The organism is Pseudomonas sp. GW821-FHT01A09, assembly GCF_058986725.1.
In genome coordinates, this window is sequence record NZ_JBYSWB010000052.1 from 1 (window position 1) to 15,139 (window position 15,139).

General features: G+C 61.4%; 15 protein-coding genes and 3 tRNA genes. 10 read left to right on the plus strand and 8 right to left on the minus strand.

All coding sequences use genetic code 11. From position 1 onward, the window contains the following. Nucleotides 1–97 precede the first annotated feature (97 nt). The 3 genes from AC3WJP_RS28410 to AC3WJP_RS28420 all read right to left on the minus strand — a co-directional run bounded on the left by AC3WJP_RS28410 (nt 98) and on the right by AC3WJP_RS28420 (nt 2,167). Nucleotides 98–517: an organic hydroperoxide resistance protein gene (locus tag AC3WJP_RS28410; RefSeq protein ID WP_493724514.1), complete on the minus strand. Its 420-nt coding sequence runs from the start codon at nt 515–517 to the stop codon at nt 98–100. Nucleotides 518–649: 132 nt separating this feature from the next. Further along, nucleotides 650–1,123, minus strand: coding sequence for a MarR family winged helix-turn-helix transcriptional regulator (locus tag AC3WJP_RS28415; protein WP_493724515.1), 474 nt, complete (start codon nt 1,121–1,123; stop codon nt 650–652). A 189-nt stretch (nt 1,124–1,312) separates the two neighbouring features. After that, complete coding sequence (locus AC3WJP_RS28420) at nt 1,313–2,167, minus strand: LysR family transcriptional regulator (RefSeq protein ID WP_493724516.1); 855 nt, start codon at nt 2,165–2,167, stop codon at nt 1,313–1,315. A gap of 96 nt (nt 2,168–2,263) precedes the next feature. On the opposite strand from AC3WJP_RS28420, the gene AC3WJP_RS28425 reads away from it, so the two are divergent. The 3 genes from AC3WJP_RS28425 to AC3WJP_RS28435 all read left to right on the plus strand — a co-directional run bounded on the left by AC3WJP_RS28425 (nt 2,264) and on the right by AC3WJP_RS28435 (nt 5,404). Continuing rightward, on the plus strand, nt 2,264–2,497 hold the full coding sequence (locus AC3WJP_RS28425) for a DUF1127 domain-containing protein (RefSeq protein WP_493724517.1): 234 nt from the start codon (nt 2,264–2,266) through the stop codon (nt 2,495–2,497). Between the two features lie 127 nt (nt 2,498–2,624). Then, nucleotides 2,625–3,326, plus strand: a complete 702-nt coding sequence (locus AC3WJP_RS28430) for a spermidine synthase (RefSeq protein ID WP_493724528.1) — start codon at nt 2,625–2,627, stop codon at nt 3,324–3,326. Between the two features lie 413 nt (nt 3,327–3,739). After that, nucleotides 3,740–5,404 carry a DEAD/DEAH box helicase gene (locus AC3WJP_RS28435; RefSeq protein WP_493724518.1) on the plus strand — a complete coding sequence of 555 codons (1,665 nt, stop codon included), beginning with the start codon at nt 3,740–3,742 and terminating at the stop codon, nt 5,402–5,404. A gap of 105 nt (nt 5,405–5,509) precedes the next feature. On the opposite strand, the gene AC3WJP_RS28440 is transcribed toward AC3WJP_RS28435, so the two are convergent. From AC3WJP_RS28440 to AC3WJP_RS28450, 3 genes are all read right to left on the minus strand, one after another. Beyond that, nucleotides 5,510–6,277, minus strand: a complete 768-nt coding sequence (locus tag AC3WJP_RS28440) for a DODA-type extradiol aromatic ring-opening family dioxygenase (protein WP_493724519.1) — start codon at nt 6,275–6,277, stop codon at nt 5,510–5,512. Nucleotides 6,278–6,500: 223 nt separating this feature from the next. Then, nucleotides 6,501–7,388, minus strand: a complete 888-nt coding sequence (gene htpX / locus AC3WJP_RS28445; RefSeq protein WP_493724520.1) for a protease HtpX — start codon at nt 7,386–7,388, stop codon at nt 6,501–6,503. Nucleotides 7,389–7,558: 170 nt separating this feature from the next. Next, complete coding sequence (locus AC3WJP_RS28450; RefSeq protein ID WP_493724521.1) at nt 7,559–8,770, minus strand: pyridoxal phosphate-dependent aminotransferase; 1,212 nt, start codon at nt 8,768–8,770, stop codon at nt 7,559–7,561. 167 nt (nt 8,771–8,937) lie between these two features. On the opposite strand from AC3WJP_RS28450, the gene msrB reads away from it, so the two are divergent. Further along, nucleotides 8,938–9,336, plus strand: a complete 399-nt coding sequence (msrB, locus tag AC3WJP_RS28455; protein ID WP_493724522.1) for a peptide-methionine (R)-S-oxide reductase MsrB — start codon at nt 8,938–8,940, stop codon at nt 9,334–9,336. Then, nucleotides 9,336–9,821: a glutathione peroxidase gene (locus AC3WJP_RS28460; protein WP_493724523.1), complete on the plus strand. Its 486-nt coding sequence runs from the start codon at nt 9,336–9,338 to the stop codon at nt 9,819–9,821. Before msrB ends, AC3WJP_RS28460 begins: the two co-directional genes overlap by 1 nt. A 6-nt stretch (nt 9,822–9,827) precedes the next feature. On the opposite strand, the gene AC3WJP_RS28465 is transcribed toward AC3WJP_RS28460, so the two are convergent. Continuing rightward, a complete protein-coding gene (locus AC3WJP_RS28465) occupies nt 9,828–12,143 on the minus strand; it encodes a hybrid sensor histidine kinase/response regulator (RefSeq protein ID WP_493724524.1) in 2,316 nt (771 codons plus the stop codon). A 140-nt stretch (nt 12,144–12,283) separates the two neighbouring features. Between AC3WJP_RS28465 and AC3WJP_RS28470 the strand changes: the two genes are divergently transcribed. Beyond that, nucleotides 12,284–13,171 (plus strand): ATP-binding protein, encoded by an 888-nt coding sequence (locus tag AC3WJP_RS28470; RefSeq protein ID WP_493724525.1) that lies wholly within the window; start codon nt 12,284–12,286, stop codon nt 13,169–13,171. Next, nucleotides 13,171–13,653 carry a GAF domain-containing protein gene (locus AC3WJP_RS28475; protein ID WP_493724526.1) on the plus strand — a complete coding sequence of 161 codons (483 nt, stop codon included), beginning with the start codon at nt 13,171–13,173 and terminating at the stop codon, nt 13,651–13,653. The genes AC3WJP_RS28470 and AC3WJP_RS28475 overlap by 1 nt, the downstream gene beginning before the upstream one ends. 57 nt (nt 13,654–13,710) lie before the next feature. Here the strand turns inward: AC3WJP_RS28475 and AC3WJP_RS28480 are convergent, their stop codons facing one another. Then, nucleotides 13,711–14,484, minus strand: a complete 774-nt coding sequence (locus AC3WJP_RS28480) for a hypothetical protein (RefSeq protein ID WP_493724527.1) — start codon at nt 14,482–14,484, stop codon at nt 13,711–13,713. A gap of 319 nt (nt 14,485–14,803) precedes the next feature. Here AC3WJP_RS28480 and AC3WJP_RS28485 point away from each other — a divergent pair. From AC3WJP_RS28485 to AC3WJP_RS28495, 3 genes are all read left to right on the plus strand, one after another. Beyond that, nucleotides 14,804–14,879: transfer RNA gene (locus tag AC3WJP_RS28485), tRNA-Glu, on the plus strand. 2 nt (nt 14,880–14,881) lie between these two features. Further along, nucleotides 14,882–14,957, plus strand: a tRNA-Gly gene (locus AC3WJP_RS28490). 104 nt (nt 14,958–15,061) lie between these two features. Continuing rightward, nucleotides 15,062–15,137: transfer RNA gene (locus AC3WJP_RS28495), tRNA-Glu, on the plus strand. Nucleotides 15,138–15,139: the final 2 nt, after the last annotated feature.

The following is a 15,139-nucleotide window of genomic DNA, read 5'->3' on the forward strand; positions in this document are numbered from 1 at the left end:
GCCTGAACCGCCGTATACGGAACCGTACGTACGGTGGTGTGAGAGGACGGCGGGTGTGAACCCGCCTCCTACTTGATGGCGCTGAAAACTGTAACGATCAGACGCTGACGTGCAGGCGGACGTCGACGTTGCCGCGGGTTGCGTTGGAGTACGGGCACACCTTGTGGGCCGCATCCACCAGGCTCTGTGCCTGCTCTTGCGCGAGGCCAGGCAGGCTGATGCGCAGGTCGATGTCGAGGCCGAAACCGCCTTCGATCTGACCGATGCCTACTTCGGCGGTGATCGCCACGTCGGCGGGCAGGGCAGTCTTGGTCTGACCGGCAACGAACTTCAGCGCGCCGATGAAGCAAGCCGAATAGCCGGCTGCAAACAGCTGCTCAGGGTTGGTCGCGGCGCCGCCGGCACCACCGAGTTCCTTGGGGGTAGCCAGTTTCACATCAAGGATGCCATCGCTGGAGACAGCGCGGCCGTCGCGGCCACCGGTAGCGGTTGCACTTGCGGTATAGAGCGTTTTCATGGGGTATTCCTCACTCGTGGAAGTCGGGTTCAAGGCAGGTTTGCCGTTGAGTACGGAACAAATGTATCGCGCTAATATTTAGAGCGCAAGATAAATTAACGAAAATGCCGACGAAAGGTCGGCTATCGCTTGTTACAGGCTGCCCTGCAGGTGGCCGCGCAGCCCCAACAGGCGCTTTTGCAGGTCATGAAGTTGTTCGACGGTCATGCCGCTGGCGCTGAGAATGCACTGTGGCACCTCCTGAGCGCGAATCTGCAAGGCTCGACCTTGGTCGGTCAGCTTGACGATGACCACGCGCTCATCGTCCTTGCTGCGGGTTCGGCTCAGCAAGCCTTCGGATTCCAGGCGCTTGAGCAATGGCGTCAGCGAGCCGGGGTCGGTCAGCAGGCGGGTGCTGATCTCACCCACGGTCAGCCCTTCCTGTTCCCACAGCACCATCATGGCCAGGTACTGCGGATAAGTCAGGCCAAGTGCTTGCAGCAGGGGTTTGTAGACCTTGGTCATCAGCAAAGATGTGGAATAAAGGGCGAAGCACAACTGGTTGTCGAGCAGCAGGTCCTCGCAAGGGGCCGAGGTCTCGGGTGCAGCAGGAGAGTTCGCGCTCATACGGATCCTTGTTTCAGTGGTACGCGCATATTTAGCGTTCTTGGATTTAGTGTTGCAGCTAATCGGAAGCGCCGCCATGGGTGTAGCGTGGTGATTGTAAATTTCGAACCGTAAAGTCTGTGAGAGTTCGTTCGAGTTTGCGCGCCATTATCCGGCGCGCTGAAAATGCTCGCGGCGGGCCACCAATGGTTACAGTTTGAAGCCCTCGGCGATGTGCTCGGCCAGGCATTCGGTCATTGACGATTGGGTCGCGGGGTTGCGCAACAGCATGATGTTGGCGGTGGGCAACAAGGGCAGGCCTTCGCGTTCGCCAAGGATGCGCATGTCGGCGGTAATCAGGCTCTGCAACTGTGCGGTCACCGCCAGTCCGGCGCTGACCACAGCCATGATCGCCGACAGGCTCGGGCTGGAGTAGGCGACTCGGTAGGCCTTGTCGCCGGCGTCCAGCGCGTTGCAGGCCCACTCGCGGCAAAAACAGTCGGTATTGAACATCGCCAGCGGCATCGGTTGCTGCTCATGGGGGGCGAAGCCGTTGGCTTCAGCCCAGACGAAACGTTCATGGCGCAGCAACTGCCCCATTTCACTGCCGGGCTTGCGGGTGACGATGGTCAAGTCCAGGTCGTGGCGCTGCAGCAGCTGTGCCGAGCTCTCGCAGTGCACCTCTACCTGAACCAGCGGGTAGGCCTGCGCGAATCCTGAGAGGATCCCCGGCAAGAACCGCATCGCGTAGTCATCCGGTGTGCCGATGCGCACGGTACCGACCATGTGTGGTTCGCGCAGGGTGGTGAACACTTCGCTGTGCAGTTTGAGAATGCGCCGGGCATAGCCGAGAAGAATCTGCCCCTCGGCGGTCAGGCGCAGCTGGCGGCCATCGCGTTCGAACAGCTGGCGCTGCAGCACGTCCTCTTCAAGGCGCTTCATCTGCATGCTGACCGCGGATTGGGTGCGGTTCACTCGCTCTCCGGCCTTGGTGAAACCGCCTTCATCGGCGATCGCCACAAAGGTGCGCAGCACTTCGGAGTCGATGCTCTGATACTGGGACATTGATCAATCTCCGAGATGTGTTGCATAAGAAACATTCGTTGGATTGATCTTATCCGCCGCCTGACACTGAAGCCATCCCAACAGGAGGGCAGAACGATGAAAGGTCAACGCGGATTCATGCAGGTCGAATTGAGAGAGTTTCCCGTAGCGGCGCGCCATTCGCCCTGGCGCTCGCTGTGGCAGCGATTGGCGCGCTGGTACCAGCTCAGCCAGCAACGCCGCACCTTGGCGGCCCTGAGCGACAGTGCGCTGAAGGATCTGGGGCTGAGCCGCGCCGATATTCATGAAGAGAGTGAGCGGCCGTTCTGGGATGATCCGCTGAAAAAATGACACAATCGCTTTTTTGATCGTGTCGAGCGAGCTGGTGGAAGACATCCCTGAGTCCGGAAACATCCCTGAACATGCCCCGCGCGAGCGCGTCGAGCGGGTGCTGGCCGAGGTGCATGATGCCTTTGGCATGATCCGCGTGCTGGAAGTCGAGGATTATCGATTTCTCGAATTCGGCGATGCCATCGAGCAAAGTTGCGTGTTCACGGCCGATCCCAGCTGGCTGGAGTATGACTACACCCGCGCCATGCTGATCGGGGCCCTGTGCCACGAGGCCCCGGAAAGCGCACTGTTCCTGGGGCTAGGCGCCGGTACCCTGACCCAGGCGTGCCTGAAGTTCCTGCCGCTTGAAGATGTCGAATGCATCGAGCTGCGCCCCGACGTTCCACGTCTTGCCCTGGAATATATGGGGCTCGACGACGACCCGCGCTTGTACCTGCGGGTCGGCGACGCGCTGGAACTGCTGCCGAGCGCGGAGCCGGCGGACCTGATCTTCGTCGACCTGTACACCGATCATGGGCCAGGTGTCGGCCATTTGGCCTGGCGGTTTCTGGAAGACTGCCAGAAGCACCTCAACCCCGGTGGCTGGCTGATCATCAATCAGTGGGCGGGCGATGACGGCAAGCCGTTGGGCGCGGCATTGCTGCGCGGCTTGTATCACCGCCACTATTGGGAGTGCCCGGTGACCGAGGGCAATGTGATTCTGATCATCCCGGCCGATCTGGACCAGGCACTGGATTTCGACGGACTGCGGGCGAGGGCGACGGCCCTGGCGCCGCAACTGGGTTATTCACTGGACCGACTGATCGACGCGGTGCGGCCGGCGAGCTGATTCAGAGGTCGCGCCGGGCCCTTGGACGGCCCCAGTCGATGGCCGGTCGGCTGCGCGAGCTTAAACGATTTAGCCCGCAGGCTGGCGGTCCTGGGCCTTTTACCGGCAGGGCGTTTGTTCGCTCCCGCTGCGTCGCGTCAGGCGCGGCGTTGGCTTGAATAAAAAACTCTCACGTGAAGGCCGATTTCAGGTATAGTGCGCGCCGGTCTTTAACAGGGCCGCGTTCAGGTAGCGCAATCCCCCGACACACAGCTTCGGCTGTCATCGCACTGCGAACATCTCCCTGACGATTCTTTCATTCAATCGTTTTCGCAAATCCCCGCCGACAAAGCTGCCAGGGTGACTCTCGAGTCTTACACGGCATGCGCAGCTTTGGAGCATGGGTCTTTGCGGATGCACTTAGAGGCAGACCCATGACCCAGGAAACCGGCGGCTTCGCCGCACTCGGACTTCACCCTACCATTGTTGCAGCCGTCATCGCGACCGGCTACGAAGAGCCGTCGGCTATTCAGCAGCAATCGATCCCAATCATCCTGGAAGGTCATGACATGATCGGCCAGGCGCAGACAGGTACCGGCAAGACCGCTGCCTTCGCTCTGCCTATTCTGAGCCGGATCGATCCGAGCAAGCGCGAGCCGCAAGCCCTGATCCTGGCGCCAACTCGTGAGTTGGCGCTGCAAGTAGCAACCGCATTCGAAACCTATGCCAAGCAGATGCCTGGCGTGACCGTGGTTGCAGTATATGGCGGCGCCCCGATGGGCCCGCAGTTGAAAGCCATCCGCAACGGCGCGCAAATCGTCGTCGCGACTCCGGGTCGTCTGTGTGACCACCTGCGTCGTGATGAAAAAGTCCTGGCCACGGTCAACCACCTGGTCCTCGACGAAGCCGACGAAATGCTCAAGCTGGGCTTCATGGATGACCTGGAAGTCATCTTCAAGGCCATGCCTGAATCTCGCCAGACCGTACTGTTCTCGGCGACCCTGCCGCAGTCGATCCGCGCGATCGCCGAGCGTCACCTGAAAGACCCGAAACACGTCAAGATCCAGACCAAGACGCAAACCGTTACCGCGATCGAGCAGGCTCACCTGCTGGTTCATGCTGACCAGAAGACCTCCGCTGTCCTGCGTCTGCTGGAAGTGGAAGAGTTCGACGCGCTGATCGCGTTCGTGCGCACCAAGCAAGCTACCCTCGACCTCGCCAGCGCGCTGGAAGCAAAGGGTTACAAGGCTGCCGCGCTGAACGGCGACATCGCCCAGAACCAGCGTGAGCGTGTCATCGATTCGCTCAAGGATGGCCGCCTGGACATCGTCGTCGCTACCGACGTCGCTGCCCGTGGTCTGGACGTACCGCGCATCACTCACGTGTTCAACGTCGACATGCCGTACGATCCGGAGTCCTACGTTCACCGTATCGGCCGTACTGGCCGTGCCGGTCGCGAAGGTCGCGCGCTGCTGCTGGTGACTCCTCGCGAGCGCCGCATGCTGCAAGTGATCGAGCGTGTAACCGGTCAGAAGGTCGCTGAAGTCCGCCTGCCGGACGCTCAGGCTGTTCTCGATGCGCGTATCAAGAAACTGACCAACAGCCTGGCGCCGCTGGTTGCCGATGCCGAAGCGTCCCACGGTGATCTGCTCGATCGTCTGACCGCTGACATCGGTTGCAGCCCGCGTGCCCTGGCTGCGGCGCTGCTGCGCAAGGCCACCAACGGTCAGGCGCTGACCCTGGGTGCGGTCGAGAAGGAGCAGCCACTGGTTCCGACCAGCGCTCCGCGCGAACGTACCACGGGTGATCGTCCTGAGCGTGGTGATCGTGAGCGTCGTGCGCCAATGCCTTTGGGCGAAGGCCGTGCGCGTTGCCGTACAGCACTGGGTGCTCGCGACGGTATCGCCGCGAAGAACCTGCTGGGTGCCATCCTCAACGAAGGCGGCCTGGCCCGCGAAGCGATCGGCCGCATCCAGGTGCGCGATAGCTTCAGCCTGGTCGAGCTGCCGGAAGATGGCCTCGAGAAGCTGCTGAGCAAGCTCAAGGACACTCGCGTTGCCGGTAAGCAGCTGAAGCTGCGCCGTTATCGTGAAGACTGATTCCCAGTGAATCAGTGAGCTGAAACAAAAAATCCCCGACCAGCGATGGTCGGGGATTTTTTTTGGCTGGAGTTCTACACAGGCGCTCTGCAAGCGCGGCGGCGGTCAGTCGAAGCGGTAGATGTCCATGCCCAGCGCGCCCAAGGTGAAACCCTGGTGGGCGATACTGAAGTGCTCGCCAGCGCCATAGGCGAAGTACAAGGGCAACAGGTGCTCGTCGCTGGGGTGATTGCGCGTGGCCTGAGGCGCCTGTTGGCGGTAGTCCAGCAGGGCAGCGCGGTCCTGCGCCTTGAGCTTGTCGACCATCCAGTTGCGAAACTCCAGCGCCCAGGGGGTGGCCAGTTCCGGGCCGGCCTGCCAGCTCAGTTCGCGCAGGTTGTGGGTGATGCTCCCGGAACCGATCAACAGCACGCCTTGACCACGCAGCCTCGCCAGAACTTGCCCGACCCGTTCCTGCAGGGCCGGGCCCTCGCGGCTGGGCAGCGAAACCTGAACCACCGGAATGTCGGCGTCGGGATACATCAGCGACAGGGGCACCCAGGCGCCATGATCGAAAGGTCGGTTGGGATCCAGGCGAGCAGGCAGGCCGGCCTCGGTGAGCAACTGCGCTACCTCGGCCGCCAAGGCTGGCTGCCCCGGCGCAGGATATTGCACTGCGAACAGCGCCGGGGGAAAGCCGCCGAAGTCGTGCCAGGTCTCGGGTCGCTCGCCGCTGGCGGCCAGCAGTTCGCGGCTTTCCCAGTGCGCCGAAACCAATACTATCGCTTTGGGGCGGGGTAGCTCGGCGGCCAATCGCGCCAGGGCTGGGCCGCTGGCGCCTGGCTCGAGCGCCAGCATCGGTGAGCCGTGGGAAATGAACAGGCTGGGCAGCATGATCGTGGTCCTGAGGTTGAGATAGAACTATCTTGGCCCAGGTGATTGATCAGAATCCAATATAAGTTTTACGGGGATCCAATCGAATTATTGGATCCCGCCTCCCCTGTAGCGAGGGGGCTTGCCCCCGATTGGATCTTGAGCATACATCGCAATAACTGCAGATCCCTTCGGGGGCAAGCCCCCTCGCTACAGGGTTTGGCAGATGCCGTGGCAGGCGTTATCAGCCGCGACGACGGAGGGCCTCGATGCGCTCTTCCAGCGGCGGGTGGCTCATGAACAGGCCCGCCAAGCCGTGCTTGAGGCCACCGTTGATGCCAAAGGCGGTCAGGGTGTCAGGCATGGTCACCGGCAGGCCCTGCTCAGCGCGCAGGCGCTGCAAGGCACCGATCATCGCTGCTGTGCCAGCGAGTCGTGCACCGGCCTCATCGGCGCGGAATTCGCGTTTGCGCGAGAACCACATGACGATAATGCTGGCCAGGACGCCCAGCACCAGCTCGGCAAAGATGGTCGCGATGAAATAGGCCATGCCCCGGCCTTCTTCGTTCTTGAAAATGACCTTGTCGACGAAGTTGCCGATGATGCGCGCGAAGAACATCACGAAGGTGTTGACCACCCCCTGGACCAGCGCCAGGGTCACCATGTCGCCGTTGGCCACATGGCCGATCTCGTGGGCCAGCACGGCCTTGACCTCGTCGGGCGAAAAGCGCTCGAGCAGGCCCTGGCTGACCGCGACCAGCGCGTCGTTGCGGTTCCAGCCGGTGGCGAAGGCGTTGGCCTCATACGCCGGGAAGATACCGACCTCTGGCATTTTGATCCCGGCTTCACGGGACAATTGCTCGACGGTCTGCAGCAGCCATTGTTCATGCCGGGTGCGCGGCTGGCTGATGACCTGCGTGCCCGTGCTCATCTTCGCCATCCACTTGGAGATGAACAGCGAGAACAGCGAACCGGCGAAACCGAACACGGCGCAGAAGATCAGCAACTGATGGAGGTTGAGGTCAACGCCGTTGGCCGCCATCACCCCGTTGAAGCCAAGCAGGCTCAGGGTGATGTTGGCAATCAGCACGACCGCCAGGTTGGTAGCCAGGAACAGCAGGATGCGCATCATGGTTGTAACGTTCCTCACGGATAAAATAGGTAGCGTGCTCGGGTATATAAGGTGCTTGCCCGAACGATTCAACCTGCCGACTATTTCAAACTGTGTCCCAGTAAAGTTTCCTACACCTTCGTAGGACGTTTCCTATAGGTGCGGCGCCCATTGCGAGCGCCGCTCCGGCCTTACTGGCGATAGGACTTGAGGAAATTGCCGATGCGACCGATGGCTTGTTCCAGATCATCCACACGCGGCAAGGTGACCACGCGGAAGTGATCAGGCCACGGCCAGTTGAAGGCGGTACCTTGCACCACCAGCAGCTTTTCCGAGAGCAGCAGATCGAGCACGAACTTTTCATCGTTGAAGATCGGGCACACCTTGGGGTCGATGCGCGGGAAGGCGTACAGCGCGCCCATGGGCTTCACGCAGCTGACGCCCGGGATATCGTTGAGCAGCTCCCAGGTACGGTTGCGCTGCTCCAGCAGGCGGCCGTTGGGCAGCACCAGGTCGTTGATGCTCTGGTAGCCGCCCAGCGCCGTCTGGATGGCGTGCTGGCTCGGCACGTTGGCGCACAGGCGCATGTTGGCGAGAATGTCGATGCCTTCGATGTAGCTCTGGGCGTTGTGCTTGGGCCCGGAAATAGCGATCCAGCCGGAACGGAAGCCCGCCACGCGGTAGGACTTGGACAGGCCGTTGAACGTCAGGCAGAGTAGATCCGGGGCCAGCGATGCCGTGCAGATGTGTACGGCATCGTCATAGAGAATCTTGTCGTAGATTTCATCGGAGAACACCACCAGATTGTGCTGGCGAGCGATCTCCAGCATCCCCAGCAGCACTTCCTTGGAATACACCGCGCCGGTCGGGTTGTTCGGGTTGATGATGACCATGGCCTTGGTGTTCGGGGTGATCTTGGCCTTGATGTCGTCCAGGTCGGGCCACCAGTTGGCCTGCTCGTCGCACAGATAGTGCACGGCATTGCCGCCGGCCAGGCTCACCGAGGCGGTCCATAGCGGGTAGTCCGGCGCCGGAATCAGCACCTCGTCGCCATTGTTGAGCAGCGCCTGCAAGGACATCACGATCAGCTCGGAGACGCCGTTGCCCAGGTAGATGTCCTCGATGCCGACGCCTTCGACCTGCTTCTGCTGGTAGTACTGCATCACCGCCTTGCGCGCGCTGAACAGGCCCTTGGAGTCGCTGTAGCCCTGGGCGGTGGGCAGGTTGCGGATCACGTCCTGGAGGATTTCCTCGGGGGCCTCGAAGCCGAATGGCGCCGGGTTGCCGATGTTCAGCTTGAGGATGCGATGGCCTTCTTCTTCCAGGCGCTTGGCGTGCTTGAGCACCGGCCCGCGTATGTCGTAGCAGACGTTGGCGAGCTTGTTCGATTTGCTGAACTGCATGATGTGATCCCGAAAAGAAAAGACCGCCGCGACGACGCCGAAAAATGAAAATTTGAATGCGTGAAACGCGGGTGACAGACTGACGTCCAATAGACGCGCAATCATACGTGCCACCCGATCCGTGGAAAAGACACAGATCCGGGTTTTTCGACTGCAGAGGTGTACCTGTGAGCAAGATTGAAAAGACACTCGAAGAGTGGAAAGCCATGCTCGACCCCGAGCAATACAACGTCTGCCGCCTCAGCGCGACCGAGCGCCCGTTCACCGGCAAGTACAACGAGACCAAGACCGACGGTGTGTACCATTGCATCTGCTGTGACGCGCCGCTGTTCGACTCGAAAACCAAGTTCGACTCCGGTTGCGGCTGGCCGAGCTTCTATGCGCCGATCGGCGAAGAAGCCATGGCCGAAATCCGCGACGTCAGCCATGGCATGATCCGCACCGAGGTCAAATGCTCCACTTGCGACGCGCATCTGGGCCATGTGTTCCCTGATGGCCCGCCGCCCACCGGTCTGCGTTACTGCATCAACTCGGTGTGCCTGAACCTGGCCCCGCGGGAGGCTTGATGAGCACGGATCTGCTGAAAGTGCCGTGCATCACCCTCGACGGCCAGCATCTGACGCTGGAAGCCTGGCGCGGCAAGGCCATTCTGGTGGTCAACACTGCCAGCCAGTGCGGCTTCACCCCGCAATACAAGGGGCTGGAGCAGCTCTGGCAGACCTACCGCAGCAAAGGCCTGGTGGTGCTGGGTTTTCCCTGCAACCAGTTCGGTCATCAGGAGCCGGGCGATACCCTGGATATCACGCAATTCTGCGAGAAGAACTTCGGTGTGAGCTTTCCGATGTTTCGCAAGATCGACGTCAACGGCGAGTTGGCGCACCCGTTGTTCGTCAAACTCAAGGAGCAGGCCCCCGGTTTGCTGGGCAGCAAACGCATCAAATGGAATTTCACCAAGTTCCTGATCGCTCCGGATGGCAAGCGGGTCAAGCGCTTTGCGCCGACCACCAAGCCGGAAAAACTGACCGGCGAGATCGAAGCGCTGTTGCGCTGAAAAGGCTCATGAGGCGTCCGGGACCCACTGGTCGATCAGCGTCATGAGTTCTTCTCGCCGGAACGGTTTGGCCAGGTAGTCGCTCATGCCCGCCGCGCGGCAACGGTCGCGCTCCTCGGGCATGGCGTTGGCGGTCAGGGCGACGATCGGCAACCTGGGCCAGCGGCCGCTCTGGCGGATCCGTCGGCTGGCCTCGTAGCCGTCCATCACCGGCATGTTGCAATCCATCAGCACCAGGTCGAAGCGGTGCAGCTCAAGGGCTTCCAGCGCTTCACCGCCGTGCCCGGCGACCATGACTTCACAGCCCAGCTTGCTCAACATGCCCTTGGCCACCAGCTGGTTGACCGGGTTGTCCTCCACCAGCAGGATATTGGCGCGTCGTTGCGGGCCGGGCAGGCCCGGGCGCATGCCCGGCTCGGTCACCTCATCGCCATGCAAGGTGCGGCGCAGCGTTTGATACAGCGCGTTGCGCGCCAGCGGCCGGGCTTGCTGCTGCAGCGGTGACAGCGAGGTGGCCTGTTCGCTGGGCAGAAAGTTGCCGTAGGCGGTCACCAGCAGGATCTGCGCGCGCAGGGCCGGGCGCAGGCTGAACAGATGATCGAGGTTGTCGGTGATCACCAGATCGGCGCTGGCGTCCTTCAGGCTCTGATCCGGGTCCTGCCGCGTGACCGTGACGCCCCAGACCGGCAGCAAGGTGTTCAGCAGCTCGGCCAGGCCGCTGCCCGCCGCGCTGATGACCAGCACGTTACCGCTCAGCGGAGCCGGGCGTGTCGCGGGCGTATGGGTCGGCAAGGGCAGTTCGGCGCAGAACTGGCTGCCAAAACCGGATTCGGAGCTGATGGTGAGTCGTCCGCGCATGGCTTCGCAAAGGTTGTTGGTGAGCGCCAGGCCCAGCCCGGTACCGCCGAATTGTCGCGTGATGCCAGCGCCAGCCTGGGTGAAAGGCTGGAATATCTTGATCTGGGCTTCCTGGGGGATGCCGATGCCGGTGTCCCGCACTTCCAGGCGCACGCCACTGGGCTGCGCATCGAGGCATACATCGACGCGGCCGAAGCGCGTGAACTTCAGGGCGTTGGACAGTAGATTGCTGACGATCTGCCGCACCCGCGTCGGGTCCCCCAGCACCAGGGCCGGGAAATCCGGATGGATGAGGCACGTCAGCTCCACCCCCGGGGCGGCGTTCTGGGACAGCAGATTGGCGGTGTCCTCGACCAGCGCGCCCAGATCGAAGGGGATGCGTTCGAGCTCCAACTGCCCGGCATCGAACTTGGACAGGTCGAGAATATCGTTGAGCAACTCCACCAGCACCTTGCCGGAGTCGTGGGCGATGGACAGTTGTTGGCGTTGCTCCGCATTCAGGGGGCTGTCCAGCGACAAGGCGATCATGCCCAGCAGCCCGTTGAGCGGCGTGCGGATCTCGTGGCTCATGTTGGCCAGAAAGGCCGCGCGCGCCTGGGCCATGTCCAGCGCCGTGCGGCGGGCACGCTCGAGCTCTTCGTTGGATTGACTCAGGCGCACGTTGCTGGCCTTGAGTTCGGTGGTGCGCGCCGAAACGATGTTCTCCAGCTCCGCGAGATAATCGGTGAGCCGCTGTTCGGCGTCACGGCGTTGCTGGATCTCGGTGGTCATGCTCACGAACTGCTGATTGGCGACCTTGACCAGTACGCCGATCTCATCCTGCTGGTGGCCCGGCGGGCATTCCAGCTTGTTCGGCCTGCCCGCGTGGGGATTGCTTTCGCTCAAGGCCTGAATGACCTTCACCAGCGGTTTGGTGAGGATGAAGTAGAACAGCACCAGCAGGATGGCGGTGAGGATCAGCGTGCGCACGAAACCGCTGAGCAGGGTCACCTCGGAGCGCGTCAGGAAGCGGTTGCCTATGGCGTTCGTATCGACCTCGATCGACAGCGTCCCCAGCGGCTGATTGGGCATGCTGGCCAGAAACAGCGGCTCCTCAAAGCGCAGGCTGGCGCCGAACAGATAGTCGCTGATCATTCGGAAGTCGCTGGGCTGGCGAGGGCGGCTGACGTCGGCCAGGACGTTGTTATCATTATCGACCAGCCGCGCGTTGATCACCGATTCCGAGCGCAGCAGGCCGCGGGCCAGTTCTTCGGCCAGTTCTGCGTCTATGGTGTAGGCAATGCGCGAGGCGGGATCATGACTGACCTCGAGAAACGAGCGCATCTGGCGGTTGATGGCCTGATTGACGCTGGCATAATCGATAGCGATTTGTGCAAAGCTGAGCAGTGTCCCCAGAATAAAGCCGACGAAGACGGTCAGTCTGGCCTGCTTGTAAGACAAGCGCTGGGTGAACTTGATATCCATGATGGATGAGCCGATTTCCATTCCGTTGCGTGAGGCACGCTAGGCCGTTACCGAGTTTATATCGGCTTCGGTGACTTTTAATACCGCTGCGCCCCTGTGCCGACGGCTTTTTTATCTATTTTTTGTCATGAGGAAACTGCGTGGACGCTCGATTGATGGCTTTCCTGGAACGCGCCGAAGGCGTGTTGGAGCGGTTGGAACCGCTGTTGCCGGCTCAACGTCCGGCGATTGACTGGCACTCGTGCCTGGCGGCCCGTTGGCAGCGTGAGGGCCGCAGTGGCTACCTGTTGCCGCTTGAGGTGAGCCTGGACATGCGTCTGTCGGACCTGATCGGCGTGGATCGCCAGCGTGAGCAACTGACACGCAATACCGAGCAGTTCATCGCTGGTATGCCCGCCAACCACGCCCTGCTGTGGGGTTCGCGCGGCACCGGCAAGTCGTCGCTGGTGCGCGCATTGCTGGCCGAGCATGCCAGGCACGGCCTGCGCCTGATCGAGATCGAGCGCGACCATCTGGCCGACCTGCCGCGGGTGGTCGAGCAGCTAGCCGGGCTGCCACAGCGTTTCGTGCTGTTCTGCGACGACCTGTCGTTCGAGTCCGGCGAAGGCGATTACCGCGTGCTCAAGAGTGTGCTCGATGGCTCGCTGGAGCAGGCTCCGGACAACGTGCTGCTGTACGCCACCTCCAACCGCCGCCATCTGGTACCGGAAAAGGAAAGCGACAACGAAAACTGGAAACACGTCGACGGCGAACTGCATCCGAGCGAAGCCGTCGAGGACAAGATCGCGCTGTCGGACCGCTTCGGCCTATGGCTGTCGTTCTATCCCTTCACCCAGGAGCACTACCTGAACGTGGTCGAACACTGGATCGCCGAGCTGGCGCACAAAGCCGGCCTGCAGTGGGCGCGCGACGAGCAACTGGATATCCTCGCCGCACGCTGGGCCACCGGACGTGGCAACCGTAATGGTCGCTGCGCCTATCAATTCGCCCGCTACTGGGTAGGCCTGCAATTGCTGGAGCAACGTTGATGATCGATTTGAATGCGGCAGGGCAGGGGCTCGCCGGGTATGGCCTGCTGAAGGCGCAGCTGGAGGCGCTGTTCAGCGACGAGCGAGACTTTATCGCCAACGCGGCGCAGTTCTCGGCCTTCCTGTACAGCCAACTGGATGACCTCAATTGGGCAGGCTTCTATCTCAACCGCGGTGAGGAGCTGGTACTGGGGCCGTTTCAGGGGCAGGTGGCCTGCGTGCGCATCGCCTTCGGTCGTGGCGTCTGTGGCGCCGCCGCGGCGACTCGACAGACGCAGCGCGTCGAGGACGTGCATGCGTTCCCCGGGCACATAGCGTGCGACAGCGCTTCCAACAGCGAGCTGGTGGTGCCCTTGGTCAAGGAAGGTCGGCTGATTGGTGTGCTGGACCTGGACAGCCCGAAACTGGCGCGTTTCAGCGAGGCGGATCAGGCGGGTATCGAGGCGTTGGCCGAGGTGTTTCTGCGTTTGACCGACTGCTAGGTTCCGCTCACGAAAAAGGGCCCGATGGCGGGCCCTGTTCCAGTGCAATTCTGGTTATCAGTCGTAGATAACCTTCTTCATGCCTTCCTCCTCGGCCGCATTCAGTTCGTTCAGGCCTGCCGTCAGCTCGCTGGCATCGTCGGCGTGCATGCGAGTGTTGGTCAGCACCATGTTGTTGGCGCGCTTGAGGAGCTTGTTCATGTAGTCCAGCTGCTCGCTATAGGCGGTCGGATCGGGTTGCTTCTTCAGATATTGCACGCCGCGCTCGAACGCCAGCCGTGCCTGGCCTGGCTGGTCGTCCTGAAAGGCCTGTTGCCCCAGGTTGTTGAAGAACTCGATGTGCAGCAGCACCAACACATGGCGAATCTGGTTGACCCAGAAACGTGATTCGGTCTGTTGCAGGTAGCCTTCCTGCGTCGCGCGGATCACCTGATGGTGCAACCCCTCAAGGTGATAATTGACTTCCTTGGCCTGGGCCTCGGTCATGATGGGCGGCGAGGCATTGGTGATGGTGATGTCCGGGCCCTTGGCGATCTCTGCTTCCAGTTCTTCCAGGCGAGCCAGCAGCGCCTCGTTTTTTTTATCCAGCGCCAGGCTGCGCTGCACGATATTGAGCTCCAGTCGCGTCAGCAGCAGCTTCAAGTCCGCAGACATGAACTGCCCGGGGAACGCTTCACTTATCTGCCCACAGCGACGCAGGCGATCGGTGAGCTCGATCTTGAGGCGCACTCGTTCCACCTTGGCGGTTTCCACGGCGTTATTCAGAAAGCCTATGGCTATCAGAATGGCGACCCCGGCCAGAATCAGCAGGGCGATCATTAATGGCGTCACCGTTGGTACCTCGTCAGGTGTGTATGGCTTGAGTGTAGTGGCTTGCCGGTGGGCCGAAAAGCGCCGTCTACAGGCGCTCTCATACTTCCTGTGTCGGCTGTTCGTTCGATTGGCTCAATGCCGCCGACGACCGCCCGTCCGACGCATGCAGGCGGTATCGGGGGGTTGCCCGTGAATAATGCCTAAAACCATGGCGAAGTCATTGATTTAAATAAATTTATAACAGGGGGTTGACGACCTCCCCAAGCATCCATAGAATGCGCGCCACTTGCAGCGTAAAGCACACAGCAAAGCGCAGCAGGGAGTGAAGTTGTAGTGTGTCCCCTTCGTCTAGTGGCCTAGGACACCGCCCTTTCACGGCGGTAACAGGGGTTCGAGTCCCCTAGGGGACGCCATTGCGGGAATAGCTCAGTTGGTAGAGCACGACCTTGCCAAGGTCGGGGTCGCGAGTTCGAGTCTCGTTTCCCGCTCCATATTTAAACAATTCTGCTCTCGGGCAGGATTGAGTGAAACCAGAACCAAATCTTCGGATGCGGATCTGGGCGCTGGGATACACACCATGTGTTCCAGTTAGCGTGTCCCCTTCGTCTAGTGGCCTAGGACACCGCCCTTTCACGGCGGTAACAGGGGTTCGAGTCCCCTAGGGGACGCCATT

What these genes read in the sequence shown, in the direction of transcription:
- AC3WJP_RS28410 (WP_493724514.1), bottom strand. Translation starts at nt 517, where the DNA reads ATGAAAACGCTCTATACCGCAAGTGCAACCGCTACCGGTGGCCGCGAC.
- AC3WJP_RS28415 (WP_493724515.1), bottom strand. Translation starts at nt 1,123, where the DNA reads ATGAGCGCGAACTCTCCTGCTGCACCCGAGACCTCGGCCCCTTGCGAG.
- AC3WJP_RS28420 (WP_493724516.1), bottom strand. Translation starts at nt 2,167, where the DNA reads ATGTCCCAGTATCAGAGCATCGACTCCGAAGTGCTGCGCACCTTTGTG.
- AC3WJP_RS28425 (WP_493724517.1), top strand. Translation starts at nt 2,264, where the DNA reads ATGAAAGGTCAACGCGGATTCATGCAGGTCGAATTGAGAGAGTTTCCC.
- AC3WJP_RS28430 (WP_493724528.1), top strand. Translation starts at nt 2,625, where the DNA reads ATGATCCGCGTGCTGGAAGTCGAGGATTATCGATTTCTCGAATTCGGC.
- AC3WJP_RS28435 (WP_493724518.1), top strand. Translation starts at nt 3,740, where the DNA reads ATGACCCAGGAAACCGGCGGCTTCGCCGCACTCGGACTTCACCCTACC.
- AC3WJP_RS28440 (WP_493724519.1), bottom strand. Translation starts at nt 6,277, where the DNA reads ATGCTGCCCAGCCTGTTCATTTCCCACGGCTCACCGATGCTGGCGCTC.
- htpX (WP_493724520.1), bottom strand. Translation starts at nt 7,388, where the DNA reads ATGATGCGCATCCTGCTGTTCCTGGCTACCAACCTGGCGGTCGTGCTG.
- AC3WJP_RS28450 (WP_493724521.1), bottom strand. Translation starts at nt 8,770, where the DNA reads ATGCAGTTCAGCAAATCGAACAAGCTCGCCAACGTCTGCTACGACATA.
- AC3WJP_RS28460 (WP_493724523.1), top strand. Translation starts at nt 9,336, where the DNA reads ATGAGCACGGATCTGCTGAAAGTGCCGTGCATCACCCTCGACGGCCAG.
- AC3WJP_RS28465 (WP_493724524.1), bottom strand. Translation starts at nt 12,143, where the DNA reads ATGGATATCAAGTTCACCCAGCGCTTGTCTTACAAGCAGGCCAGACTG.
- AC3WJP_RS28475 (WP_493724526.1), top strand. Translation starts at nt 13,171, where the DNA reads ATGATCGATTTGAATGCGGCAGGGCAGGGGCTCGCCGGGTATGGCCTG.